At 39.9% G+C, this 23,644-nt stretch carries 22 protein-coding genes; 16 read left to right on the top strand and 6 right to left on the bottom strand.

The features are described from left to right. Positions 1 to 203 precede the first annotated feature (203 nt). From RMB13_RS21540 to RMB13_RS21525, 4 genes are all read left to right on the top strand, one after another. Complete coding sequence (locus tag RMB13_RS21540) at positions 204 to 1,091, top strand: endonuclease/exonuclease/phosphatase family protein (RefSeq protein ID WP_227616437.1); 888 nt, start codon at positions 204 to 206, stop codon at positions 1,089 to 1,091. After that, positions 1,088 to 1,534, top strand: a complete 447-nt coding sequence (locus tag RMB13_RS21535) for a hypothetical protein (RefSeq protein WP_311086327.1) — start codon at positions 1,088 to 1,090, stop codon at positions 1,532 to 1,534. Before RMB13_RS21540 ends, RMB13_RS21535 begins: the two co-directional genes overlap by 4 nt. A gap of 144 nt (positions 1,535 to 1,678) precedes the next feature. After that, the gene (locus RMB13_RS21530; RefSeq protein WP_199111781.1) at positions 1,679 to 2,389 is read left to right on the top strand and encodes a toll/interleukin-1 receptor domain-containing protein; all 711 of its coding nucleotides are present in this window, start codon (positions 1,679 to 1,681) and stop codon (positions 2,387 to 2,389) included. Between the two features lie 177 nt (positions 2,390 to 2,566). After that, a complete protein-coding gene (locus RMB13_RS21525; protein WP_311086326.1) occupies positions 2,567 to 3,517 on the top strand; it encodes a hypothetical protein in 951 nt (316 codons plus the stop codon). Between the two features lie 5 nt (positions 3,518 to 3,522). Here the strand turns inward: RMB13_RS21525 and RMB13_RS21520 are convergent, their stop codons facing one another. Further along, on the bottom strand, positions 3,523 to 3,825 hold the full coding sequence (locus RMB13_RS21520; RefSeq protein WP_311086325.1) for a hypothetical protein: 303 nt from the start codon (positions 3,823 to 3,825) through the stop codon (positions 3,523 to 3,525). 278 nt (positions 3,826 to 4,103) lie between these two features. Beyond that, positions 4,104 to 4,388 carry a hypothetical protein gene (locus RMB13_RS21515; RefSeq protein WP_108011879.1) on the bottom strand — a complete coding sequence of 95 codons (285 nt, stop codon included), beginning with the start codon at positions 4,386 to 4,388 and terminating at the stop codon, positions 4,104 to 4,106. A gap of 755 nt (positions 4,389 to 5,143) precedes the next feature. Between RMB13_RS21515 and RMB13_RS21510 the strand changes: the two genes are divergently transcribed. After that, entirely contained in the window at positions 5,144 to 5,641 is a 498-nt protein-coding gene (locus RMB13_RS21510) for a hypothetical protein (protein WP_311086324.1), read from the top strand. A 46-nt stretch (positions 5,642 to 5,687) separates the two neighbouring features. Here the strand turns inward: RMB13_RS21510 and RMB13_RS21505 are convergent, their stop codons facing one another. From RMB13_RS21505 to RMB13_RS21495, 3 genes are all read right to left on the bottom strand, one after another. Continuing rightward, a complete protein-coding gene (locus tag RMB13_RS21505) occupies positions 5,688 to 7,034 on the bottom strand; it encodes an OprD family outer membrane porin (protein ID WP_311086323.1) in 1,347 nt (448 codons plus the stop codon). Between the two features lie 78 nt (positions 7,035 to 7,112). Continuing rightward, a complete protein-coding gene (locus RMB13_RS21500; RefSeq protein WP_005048525.1) occupies positions 7,113 to 8,498 on the bottom strand; it encodes an MFS transporter in 1,386 nt (461 codons plus the stop codon). Between the two features lie 171 nt (positions 8,499 to 8,669). Next, entirely contained in the window at positions 8,670 to 9,614 is a 945-nt protein-coding gene (locus tag RMB13_RS21495; protein WP_003653186.1) for a dihydrodipicolinate synthase family protein, read from the bottom strand. Between the two features lie 185 nt (positions 9,615 to 9,799). Here RMB13_RS21495 and RMB13_RS21490 point away from each other — a divergent pair, with 185 nt between their 5' ends. From RMB13_RS21490 to RMB13_RS21450, 9 genes are all read left to right on the top strand, one after another. Then, positions 9,800 to 10,690, top strand: a complete 891-nt coding sequence (locus RMB13_RS21490; RefSeq protein WP_311086322.1) for a LysR family transcriptional regulator — start codon at positions 9,800 to 9,802, stop codon at positions 10,688 to 10,690. A gap of 136 nt (positions 10,691 to 10,826) precedes the next feature. Continuing rightward, complete coding sequence (locus RMB13_RS21485) at positions 10,827 to 11,348, top strand: sigma-70 family RNA polymerase sigma factor (RefSeq protein ID WP_081409543.1); 522 nt, start codon at positions 10,827 to 10,829, stop codon at positions 11,346 to 11,348. Then, positions 11,349 to 12,365, top strand: coding sequence for a FecR domain-containing protein (locus tag RMB13_RS21480; RefSeq protein ID WP_311086321.1), 1,017 nt, complete (start codon positions 11,349 to 11,351; stop codon positions 12,363 to 12,365). It abuts the gene before it with no gap. 138 nt (positions 12,366 to 12,503) lie between these two features. After that, positions 12,504 to 15,677, top strand: coding sequence for a TonB-dependent receptor domain-containing protein (locus RMB13_RS21475; RefSeq protein WP_311086320.1), 3,174 nt, complete (start codon positions 12,504 to 12,506; stop codon positions 15,675 to 15,677). Between the two features lie 192 nt (positions 15,678 to 15,869). Continuing rightward, positions 15,870 to 16,661, top strand: coding sequence for a Slam-dependent surface lipoprotein (locus RMB13_RS21470; protein ID WP_002041986.1), 792 nt, complete (start codon positions 15,870 to 15,872; stop codon positions 16,659 to 16,661). Between the two features lie 102 nt (positions 16,662 to 16,763). After that, a complete protein-coding gene (locus RMB13_RS21465; protein ID WP_311086349.1) occupies positions 16,764 to 18,230 on the top strand; it encodes a porin family protein in 1,467 nt (488 codons plus the stop codon). Positions 18,231 to 18,240: 10 nt separating this feature from the next. Next, a complete protein-coding gene (locus tag RMB13_RS21460) occupies positions 18,241 to 19,164 on the top strand; it encodes an energy transducer TonB (protein WP_311086319.1) in 924 nt (307 codons plus the stop codon). Between the two features lie 32 nt (positions 19,165 to 19,196). Continuing rightward, positions 19,197 to 19,796, top strand: a complete 600-nt coding sequence (locus RMB13_RS21455) for a biliverdin-producing heme oxygenase (RefSeq protein ID WP_311086318.1) — start codon at positions 19,197 to 19,199, stop codon at positions 19,794 to 19,796. A 28-nt stretch (positions 19,797 to 19,824) separates the two neighbouring features. Then, positions 19,825 to 20,265, top strand: a complete 441-nt coding sequence (locus RMB13_RS21450; RefSeq protein ID WP_311086317.1) for a YbaN family protein — start codon at positions 19,825 to 19,827, stop codon at positions 20,263 to 20,265. A 4-nt stretch (positions 20,266 to 20,269) separates the two neighbouring features. Here RMB13_RS21450 and RMB13_RS21445 read toward each other — a convergent pair whose 3' ends face one another. Further along, positions 20,270 to 20,545 carry a hypothetical protein gene (locus RMB13_RS21445; RefSeq protein WP_005042387.1) on the bottom strand — a complete coding sequence of 92 codons (276 nt, stop codon included), beginning with the start codon at positions 20,543 to 20,545 and terminating at the stop codon, positions 20,270 to 20,272. Positions 20,546 to 20,866: 321 nt separating this feature from the next. On the opposite strand from RMB13_RS21445, the gene RMB13_RS21440 reads away from it, so the two are divergent. Together RMB13_RS21440 and RMB13_RS21435 are read left to right on the top strand one after the other, a co-directional pair. Then, the gene (locus RMB13_RS21440) at positions 20,867 to 21,574 is read left to right on the top strand and encodes a YoaK family protein (RefSeq protein ID WP_311086316.1); all 708 of its coding nucleotides are present in this window, start codon (positions 20,867 to 20,869) and stop codon (positions 21,572 to 21,574) included. Positions 21,575 to 21,723: 149 nt separating this feature from the next. Further along, positions 21,724 to 23,637 (top strand): alpha/beta fold hydrolase, encoded by a 1,914-nt coding sequence (locus RMB13_RS21435; RefSeq protein ID WP_311086315.1) that lies wholly within the window; start codon positions 21,724 to 21,726, stop codon positions 23,635 to 23,637. Positions 23,638 to 23,644 lie beyond the last annotated feature (7 nt).

Raw genomic sequence — 23,644 nt, 5'->3', positions numbered from 1 at the left:
GTTTATAGTTTACTTTTATAGATTAGAGCTAGATTCGATAGAGATACTAAAAACTATAGATTCATCGAATTAAGTATTAGAATTATTTTTAGCTTCATGTGGTTAAGAGAACTGGTTTTCTGTATTTTTAGCTCTATAATTAATTATCAATCTATTATTATGATAATATTTAACGTTAAATGAACGATTATTTGTATCCTATATTGTGGTGGAATACCAGCCTATCTCCTCCTATTAGTTCTAAAAGAGGGGTTGCTAATAATGATAAAAAAAAATTAGTAGCGCTAGTATTAGAAAAATTTATGAATATTGGATATGAATTTATTTGCTTGGGTGAAGTTAGCCAAAGCGACCTAGATTTTTTTGATATGGAAATTTCTCCCCAATCACTTGGGTATTATTGTGCTAAGGGAGTTGAAAAATCCGGAAGAGTTTATTTTGATACATGTATTTATTATAAAAAAACAAACACACTAATAAGGCATGGAAATACAGATGTTAAAAATTTTGAAATGTACTCTTCAACTAGAACTTTTAAATATGGTCAAAAATATACTTTCCAGCTAAGTCTAGGAGATGTTGCTATTATTTATCTTTCGCATTGGCCGAGTAAGAGGAATGATGTATATCTAAAATTAACATCAATAGCAGAGAGGTTGAGGATTGATGTTGAAGCAGAGCTAGCCTTGGGAAGAAAGGTTATAATGATGGGAGACTATAATGTGGAACCTTATCATGATGCTCTAGTTCATCATTTACAGTCGTCTCGAGAAAAAGAATTAGTGCTAAATAAAGCTGCAGCACGAGTGTTATATAACCCATGCTGGAAATTTCTATCATCTATTCAAAACAGTTCAGGAGTGATGAAAGAGGGGACTTATTATTATCCATCAGGGGCATTTAATCGTTGGTACACGATAGATCAAGTTTTATTCTCCCATGGTTTTTTAGTTGGAGATTGGGAATTAAAAGATGAGCATGTCAAAATCATTGATATTGATTTATTAATGACAGATTGTAAAAATGGATTAAGCCCTAATGTATCAGATCACTTACCAATAAGTGCAATTTTAACAAGGAAATTACCATGACAAAATTTTTAACGGCTATTGAGTCTGGAATAGAAGCCTCCTTGGATAAAGAAAAAAATATTAAAGAAATATTAAGCATGGTTGATCAAGTTAAACATGAAGTAGAAAGTTTTTCTAAAGGTAAAGTTACACTAGAGTTAGCATCTCCTTACGAGGGTTTAGGGGTATTTTTAAAAACAATAGCAATTGCAGAACATAATAAAGTAAATAGTGGAACAGACAAACCTGCTGATAAAATTTTGAAGGCTGTCTTGGTGAGTGATAAGTCAATTTCAGAACGACTAACTGTAATTGAATTTGGTACGCAAGGCTATCCTTGTACAATTAAGGTTGATGGTGACGAATTATCTGCGGGGGATTCTGAAGGATTGGAAAGGATATTTGTCAGGCTTCTAGGCTCGCCTGTAACTGGTAAAAAATTAAGAAAACTTGTTGGTTTGTAAATTTTTAAATATAAATCAGTAAAATAGCTATATTAGAATTTTATTGTGCTTATATACTCGATGTGTCTTTTAGTTTCAATAAGAGCACATTAGTCTGATTACATCTCTACTTGATAGGAAAATTACAAATGGGAGAATTACAACATGGCTAGATGTACAGCCCCTGTCCGCGGACATAGCTCAGCTGCTGCTGCCGCTGCTTGTCCTGCATGCCGTAATCGCAGTAGTTATCGCTATAGTGGCTATGGTTCAAGCTATTCATCAAGTAATAGTGGGAGTAGTTACACAGGCAGTAGCTACGGCAATAGTGGAAGTTCTAGTAGATCAAGCAGTAGTTCAAAGCCACGTTGGGCAAGAGCTGGTTCATCTATTTCGTACACGTCTGCTCAAATAATGTCACTTACGCCAATTCGCCAAACTATTGAGATACGAGCAGTAGAACAGCCAGACCTACGTGACGTTTTCCTCTGCCATGCATGGGATGATCGTCAGGGTGCAGCCAAGGACCTGCATCAGTTACTTGTAGCATCTGGTGTTAAAGTTTGGTTCAGTGAGAAGGATTTGGGGCTTGGTGTACCAATGATGCGTGCCATTGATAAGGGGTTAGCAAATTCTAGAATAGGGCTTGTTTTAGTGACTCCAGCACTTTTAGCTCGCCTTCCTAAAGAAAGCGTTGCAGACAAAGAGCTTTCGACACTTTTAGCTGGTAACCAATTAATTCCAATCGTGCACAATACAACTTATGAAGCACTCCGTAATGTCAGCCCTATGCTTGCCTCTAGAAGTGGCTTGGACACTTCTGAGGACTCAATGGCTGTCATTGCAGAAAAAATTGCTGAGCTAGTTACGATTTGATTTTAATGGAAATGAACTCTAGCAATCTAATTTTCTATTGAAATAGAGAAACCTGAAATGTGAATTTCAGGTTTTTTATTGGGGGAAATTTCAAAACATGATTACTCCGCTGGGGAGCTGTTTAATAAAAGGGTAATCATCGATTCTTAAATAATTTATAAGATTTGGTTAGATCAAATGAACGACTTGATAACGAGATATTTAAATAATCTGGGGCAGTGGCATGAAGTAGCGCTGACAACGACTAAAGCGATAGTGGCAATAGGGGTGCTGTGCTTAGTCGCTTATCTTTTGACGATCAGCTATATCCCATCGGAAATTAGCTTTGGCGATACACTCATTTTTTTACTGATTTTTGCAGCATTTTCTATTGTCTATACTGCATTTTGCATGATGCTATTTTTCTTTGGTATCTCTTTAATGCCAGTGACTTATTTCATCTTAAGTGTGGTTGATAGATATTTGCCATCTCATGTAAGAATCGGACAAAAACTTCCATTTCCAAAGATTAGTATTATCACATTCGGAGTATCTGTTTACCTTCTATACATTATTCGTGGTTTATTTTTACTAGATTGGAAAATTAATACTTATATTGGTATTACTGTAAGTCTAATCTCTTTATTTTATTATGCTTTTTACGTTAATCAGAAGAGAGTCAAAGAATACCGTTTAAAGTTTGAAAATTTAGGAGATATAATTAATGATCCTAAAGCGAGTGAAAACCTAAAAAAATTTGCAGAAGCAAAGTTAAAGCAATTAGAGATATGGATTAAAAACTCTATACAATCAGCTCTTTTTCTTATTCTGACTCCACTAATTTTCATGTTTTTGATTGGAGATGTTGGCAAAATTTTCTTACATTACACTATGCAAAAAACTGGTGTGAGAATAGAAAAAGCGACTTTATACATAAAAGAACCTTATGCAAACTTAATTGAATTACCCAAAATTACCACTAAAGAACTAAGCCAAAACCAAATTTTTATTTTTAGGGGAATGGAAGTTCCATTTCAAGGAATCGGCAAAAACACTTTAGTCTCTTACAAAGTGAAAGATATTGAAAAGCAGATTGTGATTCCTAATGAATATATTACTGTAGAGCGAAGCAAGAAAATCGAAGAGTAATTAAATTATAAAAAATAAGAAATAGTTAGAGTTATGAAAGCAAGGATGTAAACAATTGCTATTGTTGTTCTAGCCATAGCGTTTGCATCACTACTTTTTTCCGTAAGTGGGGGAAAAAGTGGTAATGCTGCATTTTTTAAAATAAAGAATATTAAGGCGTACCCTGCAGTAAGTGAAAATACATATTCAAATCCCAACTTTCCCTTAAAGTAAGCAATTAAAGCCATTATTAACATGAATAGGGCTAAGCTCATTAAAAGATATCTCTTAGAGGGAGAGTCTTTTATAAAGAAATCTTCTATTGACATAGGAATGGCTCGCTTTGAAATATTAAATTTTAGATGAGCAATTTTTTTAGAATCAAATGATTAATTTTTTGAGCATTTTTTCTATGTAAAAAGAATAGACTAAATTTTTTGCTTAACATAGATATTTCAAGACAAATGGTAGGAACTAATCTTTAGAAAAAGAAGTAATGAAATCATTTCCCCCCAAGGCCCCCGTGCCACAACAGAACTTTAATTTTTGCGCTGATTTAAAGTAATCCACCATTGCGGCACAGAGATAAGGGAGCTAAGCCAAACGCTTAGCCCATATCTTCTTTATCGCACCGCCGCATCACGTTAAAAAAAGTAGGGGCAAAGTCCTGTGGGAGAGCAGGACTTTGCAGACTGACATGTTCTAGACGTTGCATGAGCTTATGCGAATACACTTGTTCAAGCCGTTGGTAAATACAGTCGCAACTGGCTTGGGTGTGCCCACCAGACAGACAAATTTCTTCAAAATCCTGCTGAGTGTGAATGTCGCAACCAGAAACACCGTAATCGCCTATTAAAAGGCTTAAAGCCAAAATAGGTTTATAAAGTTTCATATTATTCTCGTGATAATTTTCACTAAGTTATTAATAAAAAATAAGCCGCTTATATTTAAAGTATTAAAATCATTTAAAAAGGGAATAGTTAACCCGCCTGTAATACAGGAAAATAAAATGATTAAAATTTTAAAATAAAATTATTTATAAATTTAAAATATTTTAGGTGAGAGAAAGCCTAAATTTTAAATAAATAAAATTACGAGAGAGGATAGGGGATTAATATAAAAAAAGTCATGGTCAACTCCTAGAATTTATGGAGCTCTACCACCAAAGATCACCGTCAATTGATTATGGTGGTAGAACGAAAAGGGGTTAGCAGACTGGGATCCAAGGAACCAGCACGCGCAAGCGCGTCCCCCTCCCGTCCTACCGCAAAGAAAAGGGACGCAAGGGTCTAACGACTTATAGTGGAACTATAACCCGCCATGGATCTACGGTCTGCTAAAACCGACTGGCAATGTAGGCCAGCGAGACCATAATAATCATAAGTTTTTAACAGGTCAATTCAATTTAAATAAAATATTATAAAAAATTAAAATATAAATTTATATTTTAATTAAACTCAAAAGTTTATCGATTTAAAGTGGTAAATTAATAAAGATAATAAAGTTAAACTAAACCATTATATAAAATTTAAAATGTATGAATGTATCTCATAAATAAAAAGTGCAGGTCTTGGTCTATATAATTTTTATTATTTGTTATTTCTATAAAAATGAGTATTCTATTTCGAAATTAAAGGTCTTGATGATATGAAAAAATTACTTTTATGTGGGGTTGTGGTGTTTTGTACTACATTACATGCTGAAGATTTAACTTCAATTAATGATACCTATAGATTAAGTAATCCGAATGATACAGATCTTAGTCGGATTAACTGGAATACTAATAAATCCTTTAGTGATCTTAAACCAAATAATGTAGTACCAACTAAAGAAGATCTATTTCAAATGGAGATAAAGAAACGTGAGATCGAAAAAAAAGACTTATTGTGTAAAGCTGTCTTTGAGATGGCTGAAAATATTATGAAAACGCGTCGAGCTGGTGTAAGTAAAACAATGCAGCTACAGTCAAATCAGCAGACTCCTTATAGATCTCCTGAGTACACAAAGTATGAAATGTATTTAATAAATAAAGCCTATGATAAGTCTACTTATGAAAAAACATTAGGAACATTTGAAGCGAGTAAAGAATTTGCCTATAAATCATTCTTTGAATGTAAAAAAAGCATATCTAGTTTAATTCCATAGATTGAAAGACGGTTTTTTAAAGCTAAGCTGAAGGCTTAGCTTACTTTTAAAACGTATAACGGTAATTAATAAATACACGGTGCTGGTCCCAATCTTTACGGGTCATTCCATTTATTTTCTCACCTAGGTTTGCATTTTCAAACTTTGACTCATAATGCAAAAATGAATAACGCACATCTAAGTTTTTCACCCACGGCAAGGCATAACTCACTGTAAAGTCAAAGTAACGCTCTTTACCTTCAATATCACTGCTGATGTTACTTTGGTGAGTGCCAAAGCCATAAATATACTTCGCTTCGGTTTTTAAACCTTTCACGTAGTCTTTCCAGTTATATTTCAAGCGAAGGGCAACCGCAGTTTCATCGTTATTGGTAAAGTCTGGGCCAATGGTCGCAGAGGTTGGAAACGGGTTGGTGCCGTGGTCTTGCGTTAAAACCGAGTTGCGGTCAGAGTGCACGGCAAAGTTATCTTCAATCCAAAAACCATCAAACTTTGAAACGGCAATGCCACCTTCAATATTATTCTTGGCCACATTTACATCGACAAAATAACCATGCCCGCGGTTGTTAATGTCTTGGCCTTTTACACAGTCCAGCTCGGTTTCGGCACCGCATTTAAACAACTTGCCATCATCACGCGAGAAAAAAGCACCTGTGTTAAATGTCCACACAAGGCCATGCAAGGGCAACTTATATTGAGCAATCGCCCCGTACTTTTTTAAATAATCTTTGCTATTTAAATATTCGGCATTCACGCTCCAGTTTTTGTACTGATATTTGGCACCAAACAAACCCACATAATCAATGTGCTCGTCATTTTCAGTCACCAGTTTTTCAAAACTGTCCATGCTGCGCGGTTTCCAGCGGTCATAGTAAGCAATGTAAGTCTGTAGCTGATCATTCAGTTGAAACTGACCACTCGCACCCGAAAAAGTGTCTGGCACCGCGCGGTTATTGGTACTTTTAAGTAACAACGAGTCTTGCAACTGGCGGCCTAATTTAATTTCGCCTTTATCACCCAGTTTTGCTTTGATGTAGAGCTGTCCTAAAGTTGCAAAGTTTTGATCGAGCTTGCCGTTATTTTCGACTTCTATAAGCTGAGCGCTGGGCTTGCCAGAGTCAAATAACTTGGTGACTGCATAGAGTGAACCATCTACCCCAAGCCAGTCCCACAAGTAAGGTGACTGATAATTTAACTCAAGCCCTAACGCACTTTGTTCATATTCACTCGACGAAGGCGAAGGGTTGGCAAGTGTAGGGTGGGCAGTGCCTTCATCATTCCAGTAACGGGTGTTAAGTGTTAATTCTAACTTGCCAAATTCTTGAGGAAGTTCTGCATAAGCGTTGCTCACACTGCCTAAACCAATACAGCCCCATAGCAAATATTTATTCATTTTAAATTCCTTTTTTAAGCATGAATAAGCCCTTTGCCTAACGCTGAGGTTAGGCAAGCTTTTTATGAAATGGATGAATTAAGGAGAGAGTTTTTCGAGCACTTGGCCTTTGGTTTCAATGGCAAACAAGAAGGTCACTAGGCCACCAATCAGCGCCACAACTGCCAGCACACTAAATACATATTGAATGCCATAGCCACCAACCACCAGACCGACCATCACAGGTCCAATCGCAGAGCCTGCCCGTAACCAAGCGGTACTAAAACCAATACCCATAGCACGTAGGCGAGTTGGGTAAAGTTCGGCAGCGTAAAGATATAAAGAGAATGAAATGGTCTGCAAAATGGCATAGCTCAGCGTTGCCAAAATCACAACTTCCATCGCCGATTTTGCACCTAAAATCGAGAGGCTCATGAGTGGAATGATTGCCAAGAAAAACGCTGCACTGTACCAAGGACGGCGGCCGACTTTATCAATCATTAACGCACAGATAATAGAGGCAATCACACCTACGCCCGACGTAATCCAGCCATAACCTAAACTGGTTTGAAGCGACAGACCAAAGTGTTGTTTGTAGAGAGATGGCAGCCAAGTCACCATGGCATTGTTAATCATATAGACGCAGAACCACATGCCCCACAGGGTAAAGGTACGTTTGCGGTAAATGCCTTGGAACAGTTCACGCCAGTCGGTTTTTGCCATGCCTTGCGGGTTAATGTCTTTAACCACAGGTTCAGGCAAAGTTTTACCGCTTTTAATCGCACCATCTTCAAAACTTTTGACAACTTTATCGGCTTCTTTAAAACGGCCTTTTGAAGCAAGCCAACGTGGTGACTCAGGCAAGAAAAACCGTAAAGGAATGACCAGTAAAGATGGAACTAGGCCTACAATAAACATGACTTTCCAGCCATAAATTGGCATCAGGAAAAATGCTGCCATGCCTGCAAACATCAGGCCCATTGGAAATAAAACTTCATAGAGCAAGAAAAACTTACCGCGCTTTTCTGCACCAATAAACTCGTTAATATAGGCACTGGCAACAGGCACTTCGCCACCTGTTCCTATGCCTTGTAAGAAACGGAAAATTAACAGTGACATTCCGCTCCACGCAAACAGACAAGAAATGTCCATTGCCACAAACAGTAAAATGGTAAAAGACAGTACTTTTAAACGACCAACTTTTTCGGCAAGAGAACCAAAAAAGATGGCACCAACCAGTTGACCGACATAGCCCGCGGCAATGATCGCACCGACATAGGCAGGGGTAAGATGCCATTCGGTAATGAGTTGGGGTAAAGCAAAGGCAATCGCAAGAACAGTATAGGCGTCAAAAAAGGTCGCTATACCAATGGTAATTCGCATAAATTGCAATCGACCGGTCACAGGAAGCCGTTCGAGTCTTGCAATAATTTCCGCATTTTTTTGATGATGACTAATTGGTTCTACATCCGCTAGATTTGTCATCTTCTATCTCCTTATGACTACATTCCTCGTAGTTTTTTTGTTCTATTTCGCACTACCTGTTCACCACAGTTTGCATGCTTTTATTATTATTTTTAAGTGACATGCCCGATGTTTGGCCTCAGGCAGCGTACAGGAAAAAAAGGCTAGCGTATATGCTAGCCCGAATAGAATTTAAGCAACGGCTTGGGTTAAATCGACCTTGCCAATTCCGGCTTGACGCATCGCATCATGAATTTCTTGCTCAGCACCATCTGCCAGTGGAAGCAGTGGTGAACGCACAGTGGCATGGTCCAAAATTCCGCGAGCAACCAATGCATGTTTAAGCGCTACCGTGCCTTCCATATGTGAACCACGGTGATAGACATTGCGAGTCACTGGTAAAAGCTGATCGTGAAGTGCGCGCGCTTTGGCATAATCTTTGGCTTTACCTGCTTTAATCATTTCAATTAATAGTTCAGGGGCAATGTTGCCATAGCCAACCAAAGCGCCGTCTACATCAAACATGGTGTGAAGCAAATATTCATCGTGGCACGTCAAAATCTGTAAGTCTGGACGTTCACGGCGAATAATTGGAATTTCGACATCCCAACGGCGCATGTTACGCACGCCATTTTTCATGGCAAACACACCCGGCTGTGCAGAAATATCGAGTAGAGTTTCTAGGTCGTAAGTGGCCTTCGTTGCATCTGGATATTGGAATAAAATAGATGGCAAACCACTTTCTTCATAAATTGCTTTATAGCGGTCTTGTGGTGCGCCTTTTTGATAGCCAAAACGCAACCAGCCATGTGAAGGGTAAATTAAACCTGCTGAAGCACCCGCACTTACGGCACGTTTTGCTTCTTCTGCTGCAACCGAAGTACCTTCGAGTGTAATCCCTGCAATTACCGGAATTTTGTCATCTACCGATTTAACAAAGCTTTCGATGACCTGCATTTGTTCTTTTTGCGACAAGAATGTTCCTTCACCTGCATGCCCAAGAACAACCAAGCCTTTCACACCATCAATACTGCCTAACCATGAACCTAAACGTTGAATTGCATCATGGTCTACTTGTCCGTCACGGGTAAAAGGAGTCACAGGTGCTGGGGTTAATCCACGTAAATCTAAACTCATAATCGTACTTCCTATACAGTGTAATTAAATATTCTCTGGTTCTTAATCTGATTTAAATCGTGTTGTAGAGAACATGATTGGAGTATAGAAATAGGTGAGCTATGTAGGAATTACCAATTCTTGAATTTCAGTTATACTGAAAATGTATAGCTCAAAAGTGCTAGTTTACGATTTAGGAAGAATCGATGAATTATGATTTATGGAAAATATTTTTAGACGCGGTGGAACTCGGTAGCTTAAGCAAAGTCGCCATGCTGCATAACACCAACCAACCGCAAATTAGTCGGCAAATGAATGAGCTTGAGGCGCAATGTGGTGGTCGTTTGTTTAACCGAACCGGACGTGGTGTTGAGCTTACCGATTTAGGCCAGCATTTACTTCCTAAAATTCGTTCATGGCTGAACGTGACCGACCAGCTCAATAATGAAATTTTGCACTCGACCGATACCCCGATCGGGACGGTTCGTATTGCCAGTTTGCCATCTACTGCACATCCGTTGTTATCGACCCTCTATAAAGTGCTTCAACAAAAATATCCCCTAATTAAGCTGTCGGTGCGTGAAGGGCAAGGGGTGCATTTAGAAAAATGGCTCGAAGATGGTAGCGTCGATTTAGCTATACTCTATCGGTTTAACCCGACGCCTAAACAGGGCGATGTTTATCTTTCCGAAGCCGATACCTATTTGGTGGGCTGTGAAGGAGATGTGCTCACTCAGGCAAATGAAGTCGACTTTAAAGCAATAAATCAGTTACCGCTGGTCACGTTTTGCAGGCCAAGTAACTGGCGAAACTTTTTAGACCACATGGCCTATGAAAATGGGGTGGAGCTCAATATTGTGTTTGAAGCTGACTCGATTAGTTTACAAACGCATTTAGTTTCCGAATCTGGCATTTACACCATGCTTGGGCCACAGGCTTTAAAAAAGGCCAGTCAATACACCTCAATTCAAGCCGCAAAAATTATAAGTCCCGAGCTAAAGCGCTATATTTCCTTGTCTATTTCTAAGCATGGTTATTTAACGCCTGCTTGTAAGGCAGTGATGGAAGAAATTAAAAATTTGGCTCATTTGCTTTAAGAGAAGTGCAGCAAAGTAAGGGAGCAATTAATTCAATTTATTAAACAGTGATTTAAGTTTTACTTGAATTATTGCTTGACTTGTTTAAATGATAATTATTATCATTTGTGGGTTCCTTGTTTTGAGTCCAATTGCTGTGAACAAAACTTCTTTGCTTGTAGATCAGTTATATAGAAGTCACCAAAGTTGGCTTCACCAATGGTTGAGACAAAAATTAGGTAATACTGAACAGGCCGCAGATCTGGTTCAGGACACATTTATTAAACTGCTACAAACGCGTGACGAGCTATTTGGCATTAAGGAACCGCGTGCTTATTTAACCTCGATTGCTAAAAACCTGCTGATTGACCAAGTTCGCCGTAAACGCATTGAACAGGCTTATTTAGATGGCTTGAGTCAAATGGAATATATGCTTGACGCGGTGGCTTCGCCCGAAGACCAAATGCAAATTATTCAGGCAATTAACCAGCTTTGCAAAGCACTCGAAGGTGTATCTGAAAAAGCACAGCAAGCTTTTATTTTGCATTATCTAGAAGGCTATACCCATAAAGAAATTGCCGAGCGTTTAAATGTGTCGACCAAAATGATTCAAAAATATTTGGCGAGCTGTTTAATTCAGTGCTACCAAAACCGACAAGACATGGACGCTTGCATTTAAATGGCCATGGATAAAAGCAAACATCACCAACTGGTTGAAGAAGCCGCACATTGGATTGTTCAACTGAGTTCGGATGATGAAAGCTCACGAAAAACCGCCAAACAAAAATTTGAAGAGTGGAAAAAAAACAGTGAGCAACATCGTCAAGTGGCTGCCGATATTGAACAGTGTATTGGTTCGATTCAAAAACTTTCTCAAACCAGCGGACATAAAAAAGTTACCAAAGTTGCCCTTAAAGCTGGCCTAAGCTCAGGCAAAGCCTATAAACATTTACGTGCAGGAACAGCTTTTGCCGTTGTGTTTGTTGCCATGAGTGGGGCGTTATTTTATTTAACCGATACTACAGTGGCCTATGTTACGGCCGACATTCAAGGGCAATCGGGGCAGTGGACTACGCAAACCTTACCAGATGGTTCACGTTTAATTTTACGTGGCAAAAGCGCGGTCAATCTTGATTTTAAAACCAACCAGCGAGTGGTTGAGTTGGTGCAAGGTCAAATTTATGTTGATGTTGCCAAAGATAAGACCAGACCGTTTTTGGTCAAAACCAGCCATGGACAAATTCAGGCACTCGGCACAGCTTTTAGTGTCCGTTATGACCCTTCGGCAACCGAACTCAAAATGGTCCACTCAAAGGTAAAAGTAGAAGCTACACAGGTTAAAAAGACCCAATTGCATACTACTCGTCAGGCTATTGTTGAAGCAGGGCAAGCCATTAAAATGGACCAAAACGGTGTGCAAAAACTGCCTGCACTAAATGTGTATAACGAACAACAAAAATGGCAAAAGCATCAGCTTATGGTAGAAAACCTGCCGCTGAATCAAGTGCTACAAGAGCTAGAACGTAATTACAAAGGCAAAATTATTTTTAATGATGCGGCACTGCAACATGTACGGGTCAATGCTGTGTTGCCTTTAGATCAAACCACGGAGTCGCTTAAACTTTTGGCTACGGTTTTTCCTGACCTGAAAATTAAGCAAATCACGCCGTTTGTGGTCATGGTTTCTTTAAAATAATAAAAAATTAAATTTATTTTCAATTTTAGGTTCCACTTTTTTGAAAGTCGTCCGTCATAGTAAGTAGAAGCAATAAATATGGATCATTTTAATCTGTTGTATTGAATGATTCTTATTACGATTTACTGGGGCGGGCAAATGAAAAAAGCGGGAACGGGGCAAAAGCGGAATCGATCGATTTTTCGATTCTCAACACTGGCGTTTGCCATACATGCTGTGTCGATGGGTGGGCTTGTTGTGCTGCCTATGCAGCAGGCCTATGCACAAACAGCCGGAGTTAAAAGCTATAACATTCCTGCGGGCCGTCTTGCCAACGTACTCAATCAGTTTGCAGAACAATCCGGTACTTCAATTGCAATGGATGCCCAGCAACTCCAAGGGTTACATAGCCTAGGCTTAAAAGGCAATTTTGCTGTCGAGCAAGGTTTTGAGCAGCTTCTAAAGACAACTGAATTTAGCGCTGTAAAAGTTGGGCAGGGCTACACACTCAGCAAAAAATCTACGCCTCGGGTAGCTTCATCTAAGGTTCAGGCCGCTAGCCTGCCACCAAGTGGTGCCGTAATTGAAGAAGATGCATCGGTACGACTCACCCCAATTGTGGTGTACGGCAAAGAAGACCGTGACACAGAAGGCTATAACAAAGTTTATGATGCAAGCCGTTCTTCGGTCTATGCGGGCAAAGACTATGTCGAGCGCTTTAAGGGAACCAACCCAGCCGATGTTTTACAAGGCATGGTGGGAGTCTATAGCGGCGATGCCCGTAATAGTGGTGCACTCGACCCAAGTGTACGTGGTGTGCAGGGCGTTGGCCGTGTGCCTTTAACCATTGATGGCACTGAACAGTCAATTGCCGTATGGCGTGGTTACAACGGGGTAAACAACCGAAACTATATTGACCCCAATCTCATTGCGGGCATCGAAGTTATTAAAGGCCCATCTTTAGAGCGCAATACCACGACTTCTGTTGGCGGTGGTGTGGTGGTCAAAACGCTAGAGGCCGATGATATTGTTCGTCCGGGTAAGTCTTTTGGTGCAGAGTTAAGAGTAGAAGGCTCAACCAACTCAATTGATCCATCTTTGCCAGACATGAGTAAAGTAGGCCAAAACTACGATGACACAACGCCTTGGATCGACATGAACGGGGCGAAATACGACCCCGATATTTATAAAAAGAATCGTACCAGAAGTGATAACTCTAATTTTTCGGGCGATGACTTAGCGGGCCGACTGGCAATTGCCACCAAGCAAGATAAATTCGATTTACTGGCTGTCTATGCAGTACGTGAGCGCGGTAACTATTTTTCGGGCACACATGGCGCGGGCTACTATAAACGAGCGACGCCAGATAGTAGCCTCGATTTTATTCCTTACTTTGCTTATGCCTATCAACCAGGCGATGAAGTTCCCAACACTTCAAGTCATATGGAGTCGTGGTTATTAAAAGGGACCTATCGCCCAACCGATCACCAGACTCTTAAACTGACTTACCGAGATACCAAAAATATTTTTGGTGAAATTATGCCGTCTCGTATTGTTTGGGGCATTACGCCTGATTTGGGTGTTCCGCAGTGGCCTTTAAGCAATATTCACTCTAAAGCCTATAGCCTCGAATATAAATTTAAGCCTGAGAATAATCGTTGGATTGATTTCTATGCCAACATTTGGCAAACCGACACCGAAAGCCAGACCTACACACGTGGTGGGTGGCCAACCACAATCGACTTTCGAGATAACACGATTATTAACACGGCGATTAGCCATTCTGATAATACGCGTAAAGGCATTACGGTCAGTAATAAAGCCCGTTTGTTAGACCAGCTTGATTTGACGCTCGGTGGAAGTTTCTTAAAAGAAAAGCTGACGTCTGATGATGTGTATGGTGAATTTGGCCCAAGTTATTCGCTCTATCAGGCATTACCACGGGCAGGGCGCCGTGAGGAAAAAACTTTCGACTTTAATTTTAATTATCGACCGCTGTCTTGGTTAAGTTTTGATGCGGGCATGCGTTATCGCTCGTATTGGGCTGTTGATGACTTTTTAAATAAGTCTTTGCAGAGCGAGATTGACCCGAGTTTAAATCCGCTGTTTACCAAAAAAAGTAGGCTTAAAGAATATACCTTTGAATATCAGACTATGCCTGAGAGTTACACCTCGACTCAGCAGCGTTTAATCAATGTTTTAAAACAGCGCTATGCCACAAAAAATCCTGATTGGGATGGGCAGCTCGATACCGTGCCTGCCTCAGAGAGCACGTTGTATAACATGATCTGGTCACAGAAAAATACGCTGAGCTGGAAAGCAGATGCGAATGGGCAATTGTCGCTTGCTGATAATCCTTTAAACCAGCTCAATGCCTCTGGACAAAAGTACGTCGTAACTGGCGGTAATTTTATGTCGGTGGTTGACCAAGTTCCGGTTGAGTCTGCCGACAAAGTTAAAGATAGCGGCTGGGCACCGCAGTTAGGTGCCTCAATTCACCTCACGCCAAACAGCAGAATCTATGCACGCTATGCAGAGGAATATCGCTTACCAAGTTTGTTTGAAAGCACTGTTGGTTTTTCTGCCATGTTGCCATATCAAACAATCAAACCTGAACACGCTTTTAATTACGAAGTGGGTTATGTCTATGACATGCGTGATTGGTTCAGTACAGCGCGTAATGCCGACATTAAGCTCGCCTATTACTACAACAAAACCAAAAATGTGATTGAGCGTGATCAAAACCTTATTTTTACCAATATGGATGAGCAAAAGCTGTCAGGTTTAGAGTTACAAAGTCGTTTTGATAATGGCGGTTTTTTCACAGACTTGAGCGTGGCTTATAACTTAAAAAATGAAGTGTGTGATACCAATAGTGCCATTAACAAAATGATTTTAGGCGGCACGGTTCAAACCGAGCAGGGCCTTGAGTTTCGTGAACCATATCAGCGCTGTGTCGATGATGGTTTCCCAAATGGTTACTTGGTGACCATGGCTACACCTGAACTGAGTTTCCACGGTTTGCTTGGCGTACGCTTTTTAGATGAAAAGTTAGAGCTCGGTGCACGTGCAACATTCTATAAAGCTTATGAAAGCCCGCTACGCAAAAACAATGATGCTAGCGTCAATAAAGGCTATTACCTCAATGTGCCTTTGGCGTGGGATGACACGTGGATTTTTGATGCCTATGCGCGTTATCAGGTCGATAACTACAACACCGTTGAATTTGTCGGCAGTAATCTTTCTAACCAGTTTTATATCGATCCTTTAACTCGCAGTGCCATGGCTGCACCTGGCCGAACGATGAAAATCAGTTGGACCACCAAATTTTAAACAGAATTTGATTCCCTCTACACATACATAAAAGGGGAGTCAGATAACGGTAAATAATAAGATTGAATGATTATTATTTACAAAAAAACTGAGTAGGTTTGCAGCTGGGCCTACTCAATAAACTAAAAATAGCGAAATCGTTATTTTAAATTAAACAATAACTTAGTTTTAAAAAAGATGGAGTAACAACAAATGAAAATCTCTCAATTGTTCTTGGGTCTCGTTGCTTGTTCAACTGCATTTGCTTATGCAGGTATTGATGGTATTTCGAGTAATGAAAGTAACATCAAAATCGGTGCTGCTGCCAATGCAAGCCATCCGGGTGGTGTAGCAGCGGTATCGGTTCAAGCTGCGGGTGCGCCATATAACGCTTTTACAGGTTTTAGTTCGTTAAAAGGTTTGGCTCAGGCTTTTGCTGCTCAGGGAACGAGTAATACCAATGTAACGGTTGGCAGTAAAACCTTTAATATTTCGCATATTCCAGTGTCTGCAATGCCACCTTCACACAGTGCATTAGGTAATTTTAACTTTGGTCAGGTCGGTACGCAGGAAGTCTATTTTGGTGAATGGTGGAAAGCGGGCGACACACCGGCAAGCGCGAGCCATACCGTTTACTATGCGGGTGATAACACCAATACCACTGTTCCAACTGCGGGTACTGCAACTTATACGGTTGCAGGGATTAATGGTTCTGGAAGCAATTTGTTAAGTGGTACGTTCACGGCAAATTATGGCGCGGGAACACTTGAAGGAACGCTTACAGGAACAGGTACAGCTGTTTCATCATTAAGCCTAGATGGTGTGGCATTTAACCCGGGTACTGCTGCGTTTGCAGGTTTGGCAACGGCTAATGGTACGGCTGGTGTCGACAACTCTGGTGTGGTGCAAGGTCAATTCTTCGGTGCAAATGCTTCGGCTTTAGCGGGTATTGCCCAGTTTGATAACGTGTCTTACAACACTGCATTTGGCGGTGCTAAAAATTAATGAATTCAAAAGGAATCTACACACGTAGGTTCCTTTTGTTTTTTGGCTTTTGCTTGGTTGCTTCAGGTTTATTGTTTTATGAAACGAACGCTTTTGTGCTGTCTGACATTGTTGAGTTGTCCATTTTTATATGCCGACGAAGACACACAGCTTCGTCTCAATCAAAGCTTGGATCAAACGCTTTTACAAGAACAGCGCCAGTTTCACGAGCAGGGAACCATTCGTAGTACCGAGCAATTACCTAAACTTCAAATTAATGGACAAGAATATAGTGTTGAGCAAAACCAGAATGATCTTGCCAAAGCGTTATATTTGGCAGTCATGCAAAAACAGTGGCTCAAAGCCACAGTTTATTTAGAACATTATAAGAAATATGTTGGCTACGATCGGGCTTTAACCGACTTTGCCGAAGGGGCAGTTGCACGTTCTCAGGGTCAACTGAAATTGGCTGAACAAAAATTTCAAAGCAGCTTAAAACAACAACCACATAACTTAATTTGTGAACTTGAGTTAGCGCGCGTGCTGTTTGAACAACAGAAGAATAAGGAAGCAGCACGCCTTTTTATTTCTATTCAAGACCAACTTAAACAAAGTGACCCTGCGGTAATCCCGTCTGGGGTTTTAACAACAGTGAATACCTTTGTTCAGGCATTAAAAAAACGAGACTCTTGGCAAGGCTCTGTTTCAGCAGGTTACACCTATGTCAGTAATTTAAATAGTTCTTCTGAACAGAGCAAAACATGGACGCTTTATGGCAAAGATAGTGACGGTAATATTATCCCGATTGAGCAAGTTACCCGTGGGACGCCTAAAGCCGAATCGGCAACGGGTTTAGATTATGAAGCTAGTCTGATTAAACGCTATGCGATTAAGGGGCCTCATGGCGTGGCTTTACGTGCGTTGGCTTTTGGACAGTCCTATAACGACCACGCGGCATTTAATGAATCTACCATTAACATTAATGCAGGCTACAGCTACTTTGACTTAAAAAATCAAATTGGGGTGAGTCCGCTTTTTGAACATAAACGTTATGGCAATGATGGTCTTTACAATGCGTGGGGTGCACGTGCCGAGTGGATGCATTTTATCTCGGCAGATAAAGCCTTTAAGCTTGAAGCTGAAAGTAAAGATTTAAATTATCAGAAATATAAAACTCTAGATGGCGTAGAAAGTTCGGCCTTCGCCACTTTCTGGAAGATTTTTCCAGATCAGTGGACTGTTTTTGGTGGTTTAGATGTAGTCGACCATTCGACCCAAGAAAAATATATGGCTGCCTACCAGCAGCAAGGTGTGCGGTTGGGCTTAAGCAAATCTTGGAGCACAGGATTTAACACCACTTTGTTAAGTTCCTACCGTTGGCGCCTGTTTGATAAATACGCAGAAACTTTCTTGGCACGCCGTCATGATTTTGAACAGAACTATACCTTTGTTGTGCAAATGCCGCGCTTTGAGTTTTATGGCATGACACCCAATTTAACCTACCGTTACAACCAAAATAAAAGCAATGTCGATTGGCTGTATTCCTACGATAAACACAACATTAGTCTCAAGCTTGAGCATCGTTTTTAGGGAATAAGTCATGAAATCAAAATCATTATTTCCTACACATAAGCTGATTGTTATGTTGCCTTTACCACAAGGGCCGAAGCATTTTTATAAGTGCTTAACCGTAGTCGTGGTGATTGGTCTGCATGTGTTTGTTGTCTGGATGCTGAGTCATTTAATTGAACCTTATACTTTTGCGACATCACCCAAAGTAGATGCATTAAAAGTAAGTTTTGTGTCGCTGGCACCTGCTAAAAAGCCATCAAATGACCAGACTGAAAGTAAGCCTATCGAAAAAAGTTTAACTCCTAAATCTACGTTAAATAGTTCGGTCTCCTCTGTACCTGAAGAATCAAAAAACTCGCCTAAAAATGTTCAAACATTAGCGTCAAAAACTGCCTCTAAAGAGGTGGTGCAAAATAATTTAAGTGACAAACAGCAAGCACAATCAAAAACGAGTTTAAGTAATTCAGCTCCACTTCAATCAGTGCAGCCTAGAGAAAGACGAGTGGCTCATACAGATAAAGAGCCCAGTTCGACTGACCTTGAACAAACGCAAACTGAGCATTTGCTACAAAGCAGCAATAGCGAAACCAAAAGTGGCGGTGTCAAAACACCCGCAATGCAGCAAGAATATTCCAAAGCACCTAGCACTCAAGTTGAACATGATGACGTTGTTCAGGTGAGTAGTGTGGATGTACTGAGTTTTGGCGGGCTTGACTATGATGACCGCGAGTTAAAACAACAAAATCGTTTGGTTGAGCTTCGGATTCGCATTAATGAAAAAGGGCAGCCGATCGACATCCAATTACGTCAAAGTTCGGGCATTGCCAGCCTTGATGAACGGGTCATGCAAGCTACACGTAAATCCAGATTTAAACCCCACAAAATTAACGGTCGCGCCGTGACTATTGTTGTGGATTTTCCAGTCCAACTCAAACTCAATCGGGGCCGTTAACCGATGAGCCATATCCATTTTGCAGGAGAAAGATGATGAACTCATCTACAGAACAAATCATTAGTAACAGCTTGTCTTTACGTTTGAAACAAGAAACCGCTGCCGAACATGAACGTATGCATCAATTAATGTCAGAGGCAAAGGTATTTTCAAGTAAAGAAAAATACGCACAATTTACGTTGTCTCAATATTACTTTCAGCGCGAAATTGAACATCTTTTTGAAAAAGAGGGTGTGGCAGGACTGATTCCGGACCTCGATATTCGTGGTCGCTCAAAACAAGCACTTGCCGATTTAAATGATTTGGGTATTCAACCTAATGAACAGCAATTACACAGTGAAAACGTACAACTACCCGAAGCTTTAGGCTGGATTTACGTGTCTGAAGGTTCAACCTTAGGGGCTGCATTTTTATTTAAAGAGGCCCAAAAACATTTAGGGTTTTCTGAAACGTTTGCTGCGCGTAATTTAGCTGCCTATCCCGAAGGGCGCGCTAAAGTCTGGAAGCGTTTTGTACAAGCACTTGATGAAACAGGATTTGACCAAACCCAGCAAGACCGAGTCGTTCAAGGGGCGTTAGATGCCTTTGGATATTTTGGTCAAGCGCTTGATCAGCTCGATACATTGAAATAATAAAAAGTGGATAAAGGGAATACCCGATATGGATAAACTCAATCAAGTAAATGTAATTGTAAAACATGAGCAGTCGTTAGCACCCGCTCAACCAGTCAGTCAGCTTGCTCGTTCTATTTGGGCGCGTTGGGTGTTTATTGGTTTGGCTTGGTCGTGTATTGCACTTGGCATATTGGGTATTTTTATTCCGGGTTTACCCACCGTTGATTTTATAATTTTGGCTGTTTTCTTTGCGGCTCGAGGCTCTGAAAAACTTCATCAATGGTTTCGAAATCATCGTTATATTGGTCCAATCATTCGCGAGTGGCAGGAACATCGGCGTATTCCTAAAAAGGCAAAATACATCTCGACAGTTAGTATGAGTTTGGCTGCGGGGCTTATGATTTGGACCATTCCACATCCGTGGTTTGTCTATCCGGCAATTTTATGTATGGCTGGGGTATTAATTTGGATGTGGTTAAAAAATTGAAGATTTAAGATTGGCACTGTTGCATAGTACGTTTCATTGTTTTCACAAAATCACGTGGTACTTCGGGGCTTTGTAAACTTAAGCTTCCAAGTTTAAGCATCAGTTTAGGGGAATATTGACGTTCTAAGCGGTGATAAATACATGTACAACTTGCACGGCTATGACCTGCTGCCATACATTTTAAATAGAAATCACGTTGAGCATTAGTTTTCTGACCTGCAAAGGCAATAGATGCAAATAATAATCCGCCTAAAAGAACTGAATAATTATAAAGTGACATATATCTACTCGTGATTGTTTTTTTCATTATCCATATTTTGGCATAACTTTTTCAGGTTCAAAATCAGTTGATATCAACTTGCGGCTTCATCATAGTTAGAACTGTTTTAGAGGTCAAATTGATTTGAAGATGATCACTGTTTTATTGTCCTTAAAATAGACAATTTTGATTGTTGCTATTTTAAAGACAGTGTTACGACATTACACACCCTATTTTTTTACATCTTTTTTTGCTTTCATAAACATTTAAGCATTATTCATTTTTAAATCATTTATATACAACTTAATTGCTTTAAAACTTTAATTTAACAGGATATTTTATATGGTAGATACCCCAATTAAAAAAGAAACAGAAAGTACATGGGCGATATGTCGAGATCCTGTTTTACTAACTATGGTTGGTGGGGCGATTGATACCATTGGCTTTATTGCATTGTTTGGCTTTTTTACCGCTCATGTTACAGGAAACTTAGTGTTGGCAGGGGCGGCATGGGTTAAAGGCGGCTCTGGTTTATGGATTAAGCTTGCTGCGATTCCTTTGTTCATTGTGACAGTTGTGATTACAAAACTTTTAATTGACCGTAGTCAGATGAAGCACAAAACGCTGTCTTATTTATTTTTATTTGAAGCCATCTTTCTATCTGCTTTTATGATTGCAGGGCTTTATTTCGAACCTTTTAAAAATGCCGATGCAATTACTGTAGCATTGACAGGTGGGTTGGGTTTAATTGCCTTAGCTATTCGTAATACTTCAAGCAAAACGCTGATTAAAAATATTAGCCCAAGTACCATGATGACGGGCAATACCACACAGCTGGGTATTGATATTGCTAACTTACTTAAAAATAATAATGCAGCCAATCGAGCAAGTTTTCTAAAAAGCGCCAGTATTGTGATTGGGTTTGTGATTGGTGCTTTCTTGGGAGCGATACTCTATGTCTATTTTGATTTTTGGAGTGTAGCGCCGTTTATCTTACCCATTTTGTATTTCTCTTATTTAGCTTCACAGCAAAAGTTCAACCAAGCTTGATTGAAATACATAACCATTGAGCCTGAATTACAGTGAGTTCAGGCTTTTTTTCGCAATAAAGGAAAACGGAAGCTGAGCTAAAATTGTTCGTTCATTGCTTTACAGGCATAATGACCTAATGGGGAATACATTCGATTAAGGAATGCAGAATGACAAAGTCTTACCATTATTCAATGATAACAATAATGGCTTTGCTCAGTGGCTGTCAGGTCATTAATTTAAAAGAAAGTAATTTAAGTAATGCTTTAAAAAGTAAGAATGAAAGTATTCTGACTGACGGCACCTTAAGTCATCAAACTCAAAACTTGCTGTATTTAGTTAAAAAAGACGAAAAATCTTGTCTGCAAAATTTTGATGATTGTTTAATTAAAATTCAAAGCTTGTCTGAAAATAGCAGTCGAGAAGAACGCTATGCTGCGCTGAGTGAAATTTACTTAGCTAAGGCTTTAGATGTTGGGCGTGGCAGCCAGTGTAATGCTATTAATAAAAGTAAAAATTGTGTTGAGCAAGAGTTAGCTTTGTTCGATAAAAGCTTGCGCTATAGCTATGTGTATTTATTCGACTCTGAAGAGTCGCCGTTCGATCGGGTATTTGACCATCGCCAAAATCAGGTGCGTATTTTTTATAACGTGGCTTTGTCGAAGTTAATGACCACGTATTTTAATCATTTAAATACGCATCGTTTTCCACCGCTGCTGAAAGCAGATGGGCATGAGTACCACGTCAATTTTGACCATGCCGTAGATGTACAAAAAATTGAAGTCGATACTTTTCGCTCTAGCTATAACATGAATTTTTCTGGCTTTAATACCGTTAACCGTAAAGATGGCTTAGGGGCAGAGTTTATTGTCGGGCGTAAAGAAAATGATGTAAATCATGGCTTCATTTTAGACCCCGATGCTTTTTACGCTCATCAAACCAATCCTAATATTCATTTACCGCGCTTCTTTCCAGTCACAGCCATTGCTTACCCAAAACAAACAGCAACAGCTGATCAGGTGATTGCAGGGGCAGAGTTAGAAATTGCGATGTTCGATCCATATCGACAAGACCGTGTAAAAGTTGAAGGTGTGGACTATCCACTCACTGCAAATTATTCGGCGCCTTATGGACTTTGGCTATCGAAATATAATTTAGGTGCAGCAGGCTACTGGTCTTTAATTAATAAAGAATCCAATTTAATCATGCCGCATTTATATATGCTGGAACCTTTTAACCCCAATAAGAAAATCATTGTGTTTGTTCATGGCTTGGCAAGTAGCCCAGAGGCGTGGGTGAGCCTAACCAATGACATTATGGGCGATGCCGAATTAAGACAAAACTATCAAGTTTGGCAGGTGTTTTATTCAACCAATATGCCGATTTTTGAAAGTCGTTTTCAGATTTATTCATTGCTGAATCAAGCTTTTCAAAACATTGCTAAAGACAGCTATGCTGCGCACGATGCCGTGTTGGTTGGGCATAGTATGGGCGGAGTCATTAGCCGTTTATTAGTAAGCGTTGCTGATGTTTCAGAGCAAGCCATGCAAAAAATGAATGAAGCGCAGTTAAATCGTTTAAAAGAAAATCCAGTGATTAAAGAGCGTTTTCAGTTCAAAGCTTTGCCTTATTTTAAGCGGGTTGTTTTTGTTTCGGCGCCACATCATGGTACAGACTACGCTGACCGATGGTTTACCCAAATTGCCCGCCGTGTTATTCGTTTACCTGCTGACTTTTTTATTGCAGTCGAAATGAGAGATGAGAAAAATACGAAACTCAGAAAAGGTTTAATTGAAAATGGCGCGAGTAATTTAAGTCGTTCTTCCAACTTTATGCAGCTTACGCAAGCCATTCAACCATCGTCTAACGTGGTCTATCACTCAATTATGGGCAATATTAATGGGACAACTGATAAGTTAAAAAGCAGCGATGGAATTGTGCCTTATCAAAGTTCACATTTAGGTGGTGAACAGTCGGAACTGATTATTAAAGGTGGGCATTCAATTCAAACTAGCCCAGAGGCGATTTTAGAATTACGCCGTATTTTACGGTTGCATCTTAAGCAGTCACAGCCTTCAAAATAGAATTTTT

This window comes from Acinetobacter sp. V102_4 (assembly GCF_031799005.1).
GTDB classification, from domain to species: Bacteria; Pseudomonadota; Gammaproteobacteria; order Pseudomonadales; family Moraxellaceae; genus Acinetobacter; species Acinetobacter calcoaceticus.
Note: the sequence above shows the minus strand (reverse complement) of the source record. Positions and strands in the feature narration are given on the sequence as shown.

What these genes read in the sequence shown, in the direction of transcription:
- RMB13_RS21535 (WP_311086327.1), top strand. Translation starts at nt 1,088, where the DNA reads ATGACAAAATTTTTAACGGCTATTGAGTCTGGAATAGAAGCCTCCTTG.
- RMB13_RS21530 (WP_199111781.1), top strand. Translation starts at nt 1,679, where the DNA reads ATGGCTAGATGTACAGCCCCTGTCCGCGGACATAGCTCAGCTGCTGCT.
- RMB13_RS21525 (WP_311086326.1), top strand. Translation starts at nt 2,567, where the DNA reads ATGAACGACTTGATAACGAGATATTTAAATAATCTGGGGCAGTGGCAT.
- RMB13_RS21520 (WP_311086325.1), bottom strand. Translation starts at nt 3,825, where the DNA reads ATGTCAATAGAAGATTTCTTTATAAAAGACTCTCCCTCTAAGAGATAT.
- RMB13_RS21515 (WP_108011879.1), bottom strand. Translation starts at nt 4,388, where the DNA reads ATGAAACTTTATAAACCTATTTTGGCTTTAAGCCTTTTAATAGGCGAT.
- RMB13_RS21510 (WP_311086324.1), top strand. Translation starts at nt 5,144, where the DNA reads ATGAAAAAATTACTTTTATGTGGGGTTGTGGTGTTTTGTACTACATTA.
- RMB13_RS21505 (WP_311086323.1), bottom strand. Translation starts at nt 7,034, where the DNA reads ATGAATAAATATTTGCTATGGGGCTGTATTGGTTTAGGCAGTGTGAGC.
- RMB13_RS21500 (WP_005048525.1), bottom strand. Translation starts at nt 8,498, where the DNA reads ATGACAAATCTAGCGGATGTAGAACCAATTAGTCATCATCAAAAAAAT.
- RMB13_RS21495 (WP_003653186.1), bottom strand. Translation starts at nt 9,614, where the DNA reads ATGAGTTTAGATTTACGTGGATTAACCCCAGCACCTGTGACTCCTTTT.
- RMB13_RS21490 (WP_311086322.1), top strand. Translation starts at nt 9,800, where the DNA reads ATGAATTATGATTTATGGAAAATATTTTTAGACGCGGTGGAACTCGGT.
- RMB13_RS21480 (WP_311086321.1), top strand. Translation starts at nt 11,349, where the DNA reads ATGGCCATGGATAAAAGCAAACATCACCAACTGGTTGAAGAAGCCGCA.
- RMB13_RS21475 (WP_311086320.1), top strand. Translation starts at nt 12,504, where the DNA reads ATGAAAAAAGCGGGAACGGGGCAAAAGCGGAATCGATCGATTTTTCGA.
- RMB13_RS21470 (WP_002041986.1), top strand. Translation starts at nt 15,870, where the DNA reads ATGAAAATCTCTCAATTGTTCTTGGGTCTCGTTGCTTGTTCAACTGCA.
- RMB13_RS21460 (WP_311086319.1), top strand. Translation starts at nt 18,241, where the DNA reads ATGAAATCAAAATCATTATTTCCTACACATAAGCTGATTGTTATGTTG.
- RMB13_RS21455 (WP_311086318.1), top strand. Translation starts at nt 19,197, where the DNA reads ATGATGAACTCATCTACAGAACAAATCATTAGTAACAGCTTGTCTTTA.
- RMB13_RS21450 (WP_311086317.1), top strand. Translation starts at nt 19,825, where the DNA reads ATGGATAAACTCAATCAAGTAAATGTAATTGTAAAACATGAGCAGTCG.
- RMB13_RS21445 (WP_005042387.1), bottom strand. Translation starts at nt 20,545, where the DNA reads ATGTCACTTTATAATTATTCAGTTCTTTTAGGCGGATTATTATTTGCA.
- RMB13_RS21440 (WP_311086316.1), top strand. Translation starts at nt 20,867, where the DNA reads ATGGTAGATACCCCAATTAAAAAAGAAACAGAAAGTACATGGGCGATA.
- RMB13_RS21435 (WP_311086315.1), top strand. Translation starts at nt 21,724, where the DNA reads ATGACAAAGTCTTACCATTATTCAATGATAACAATAATGGCTTTGCTC.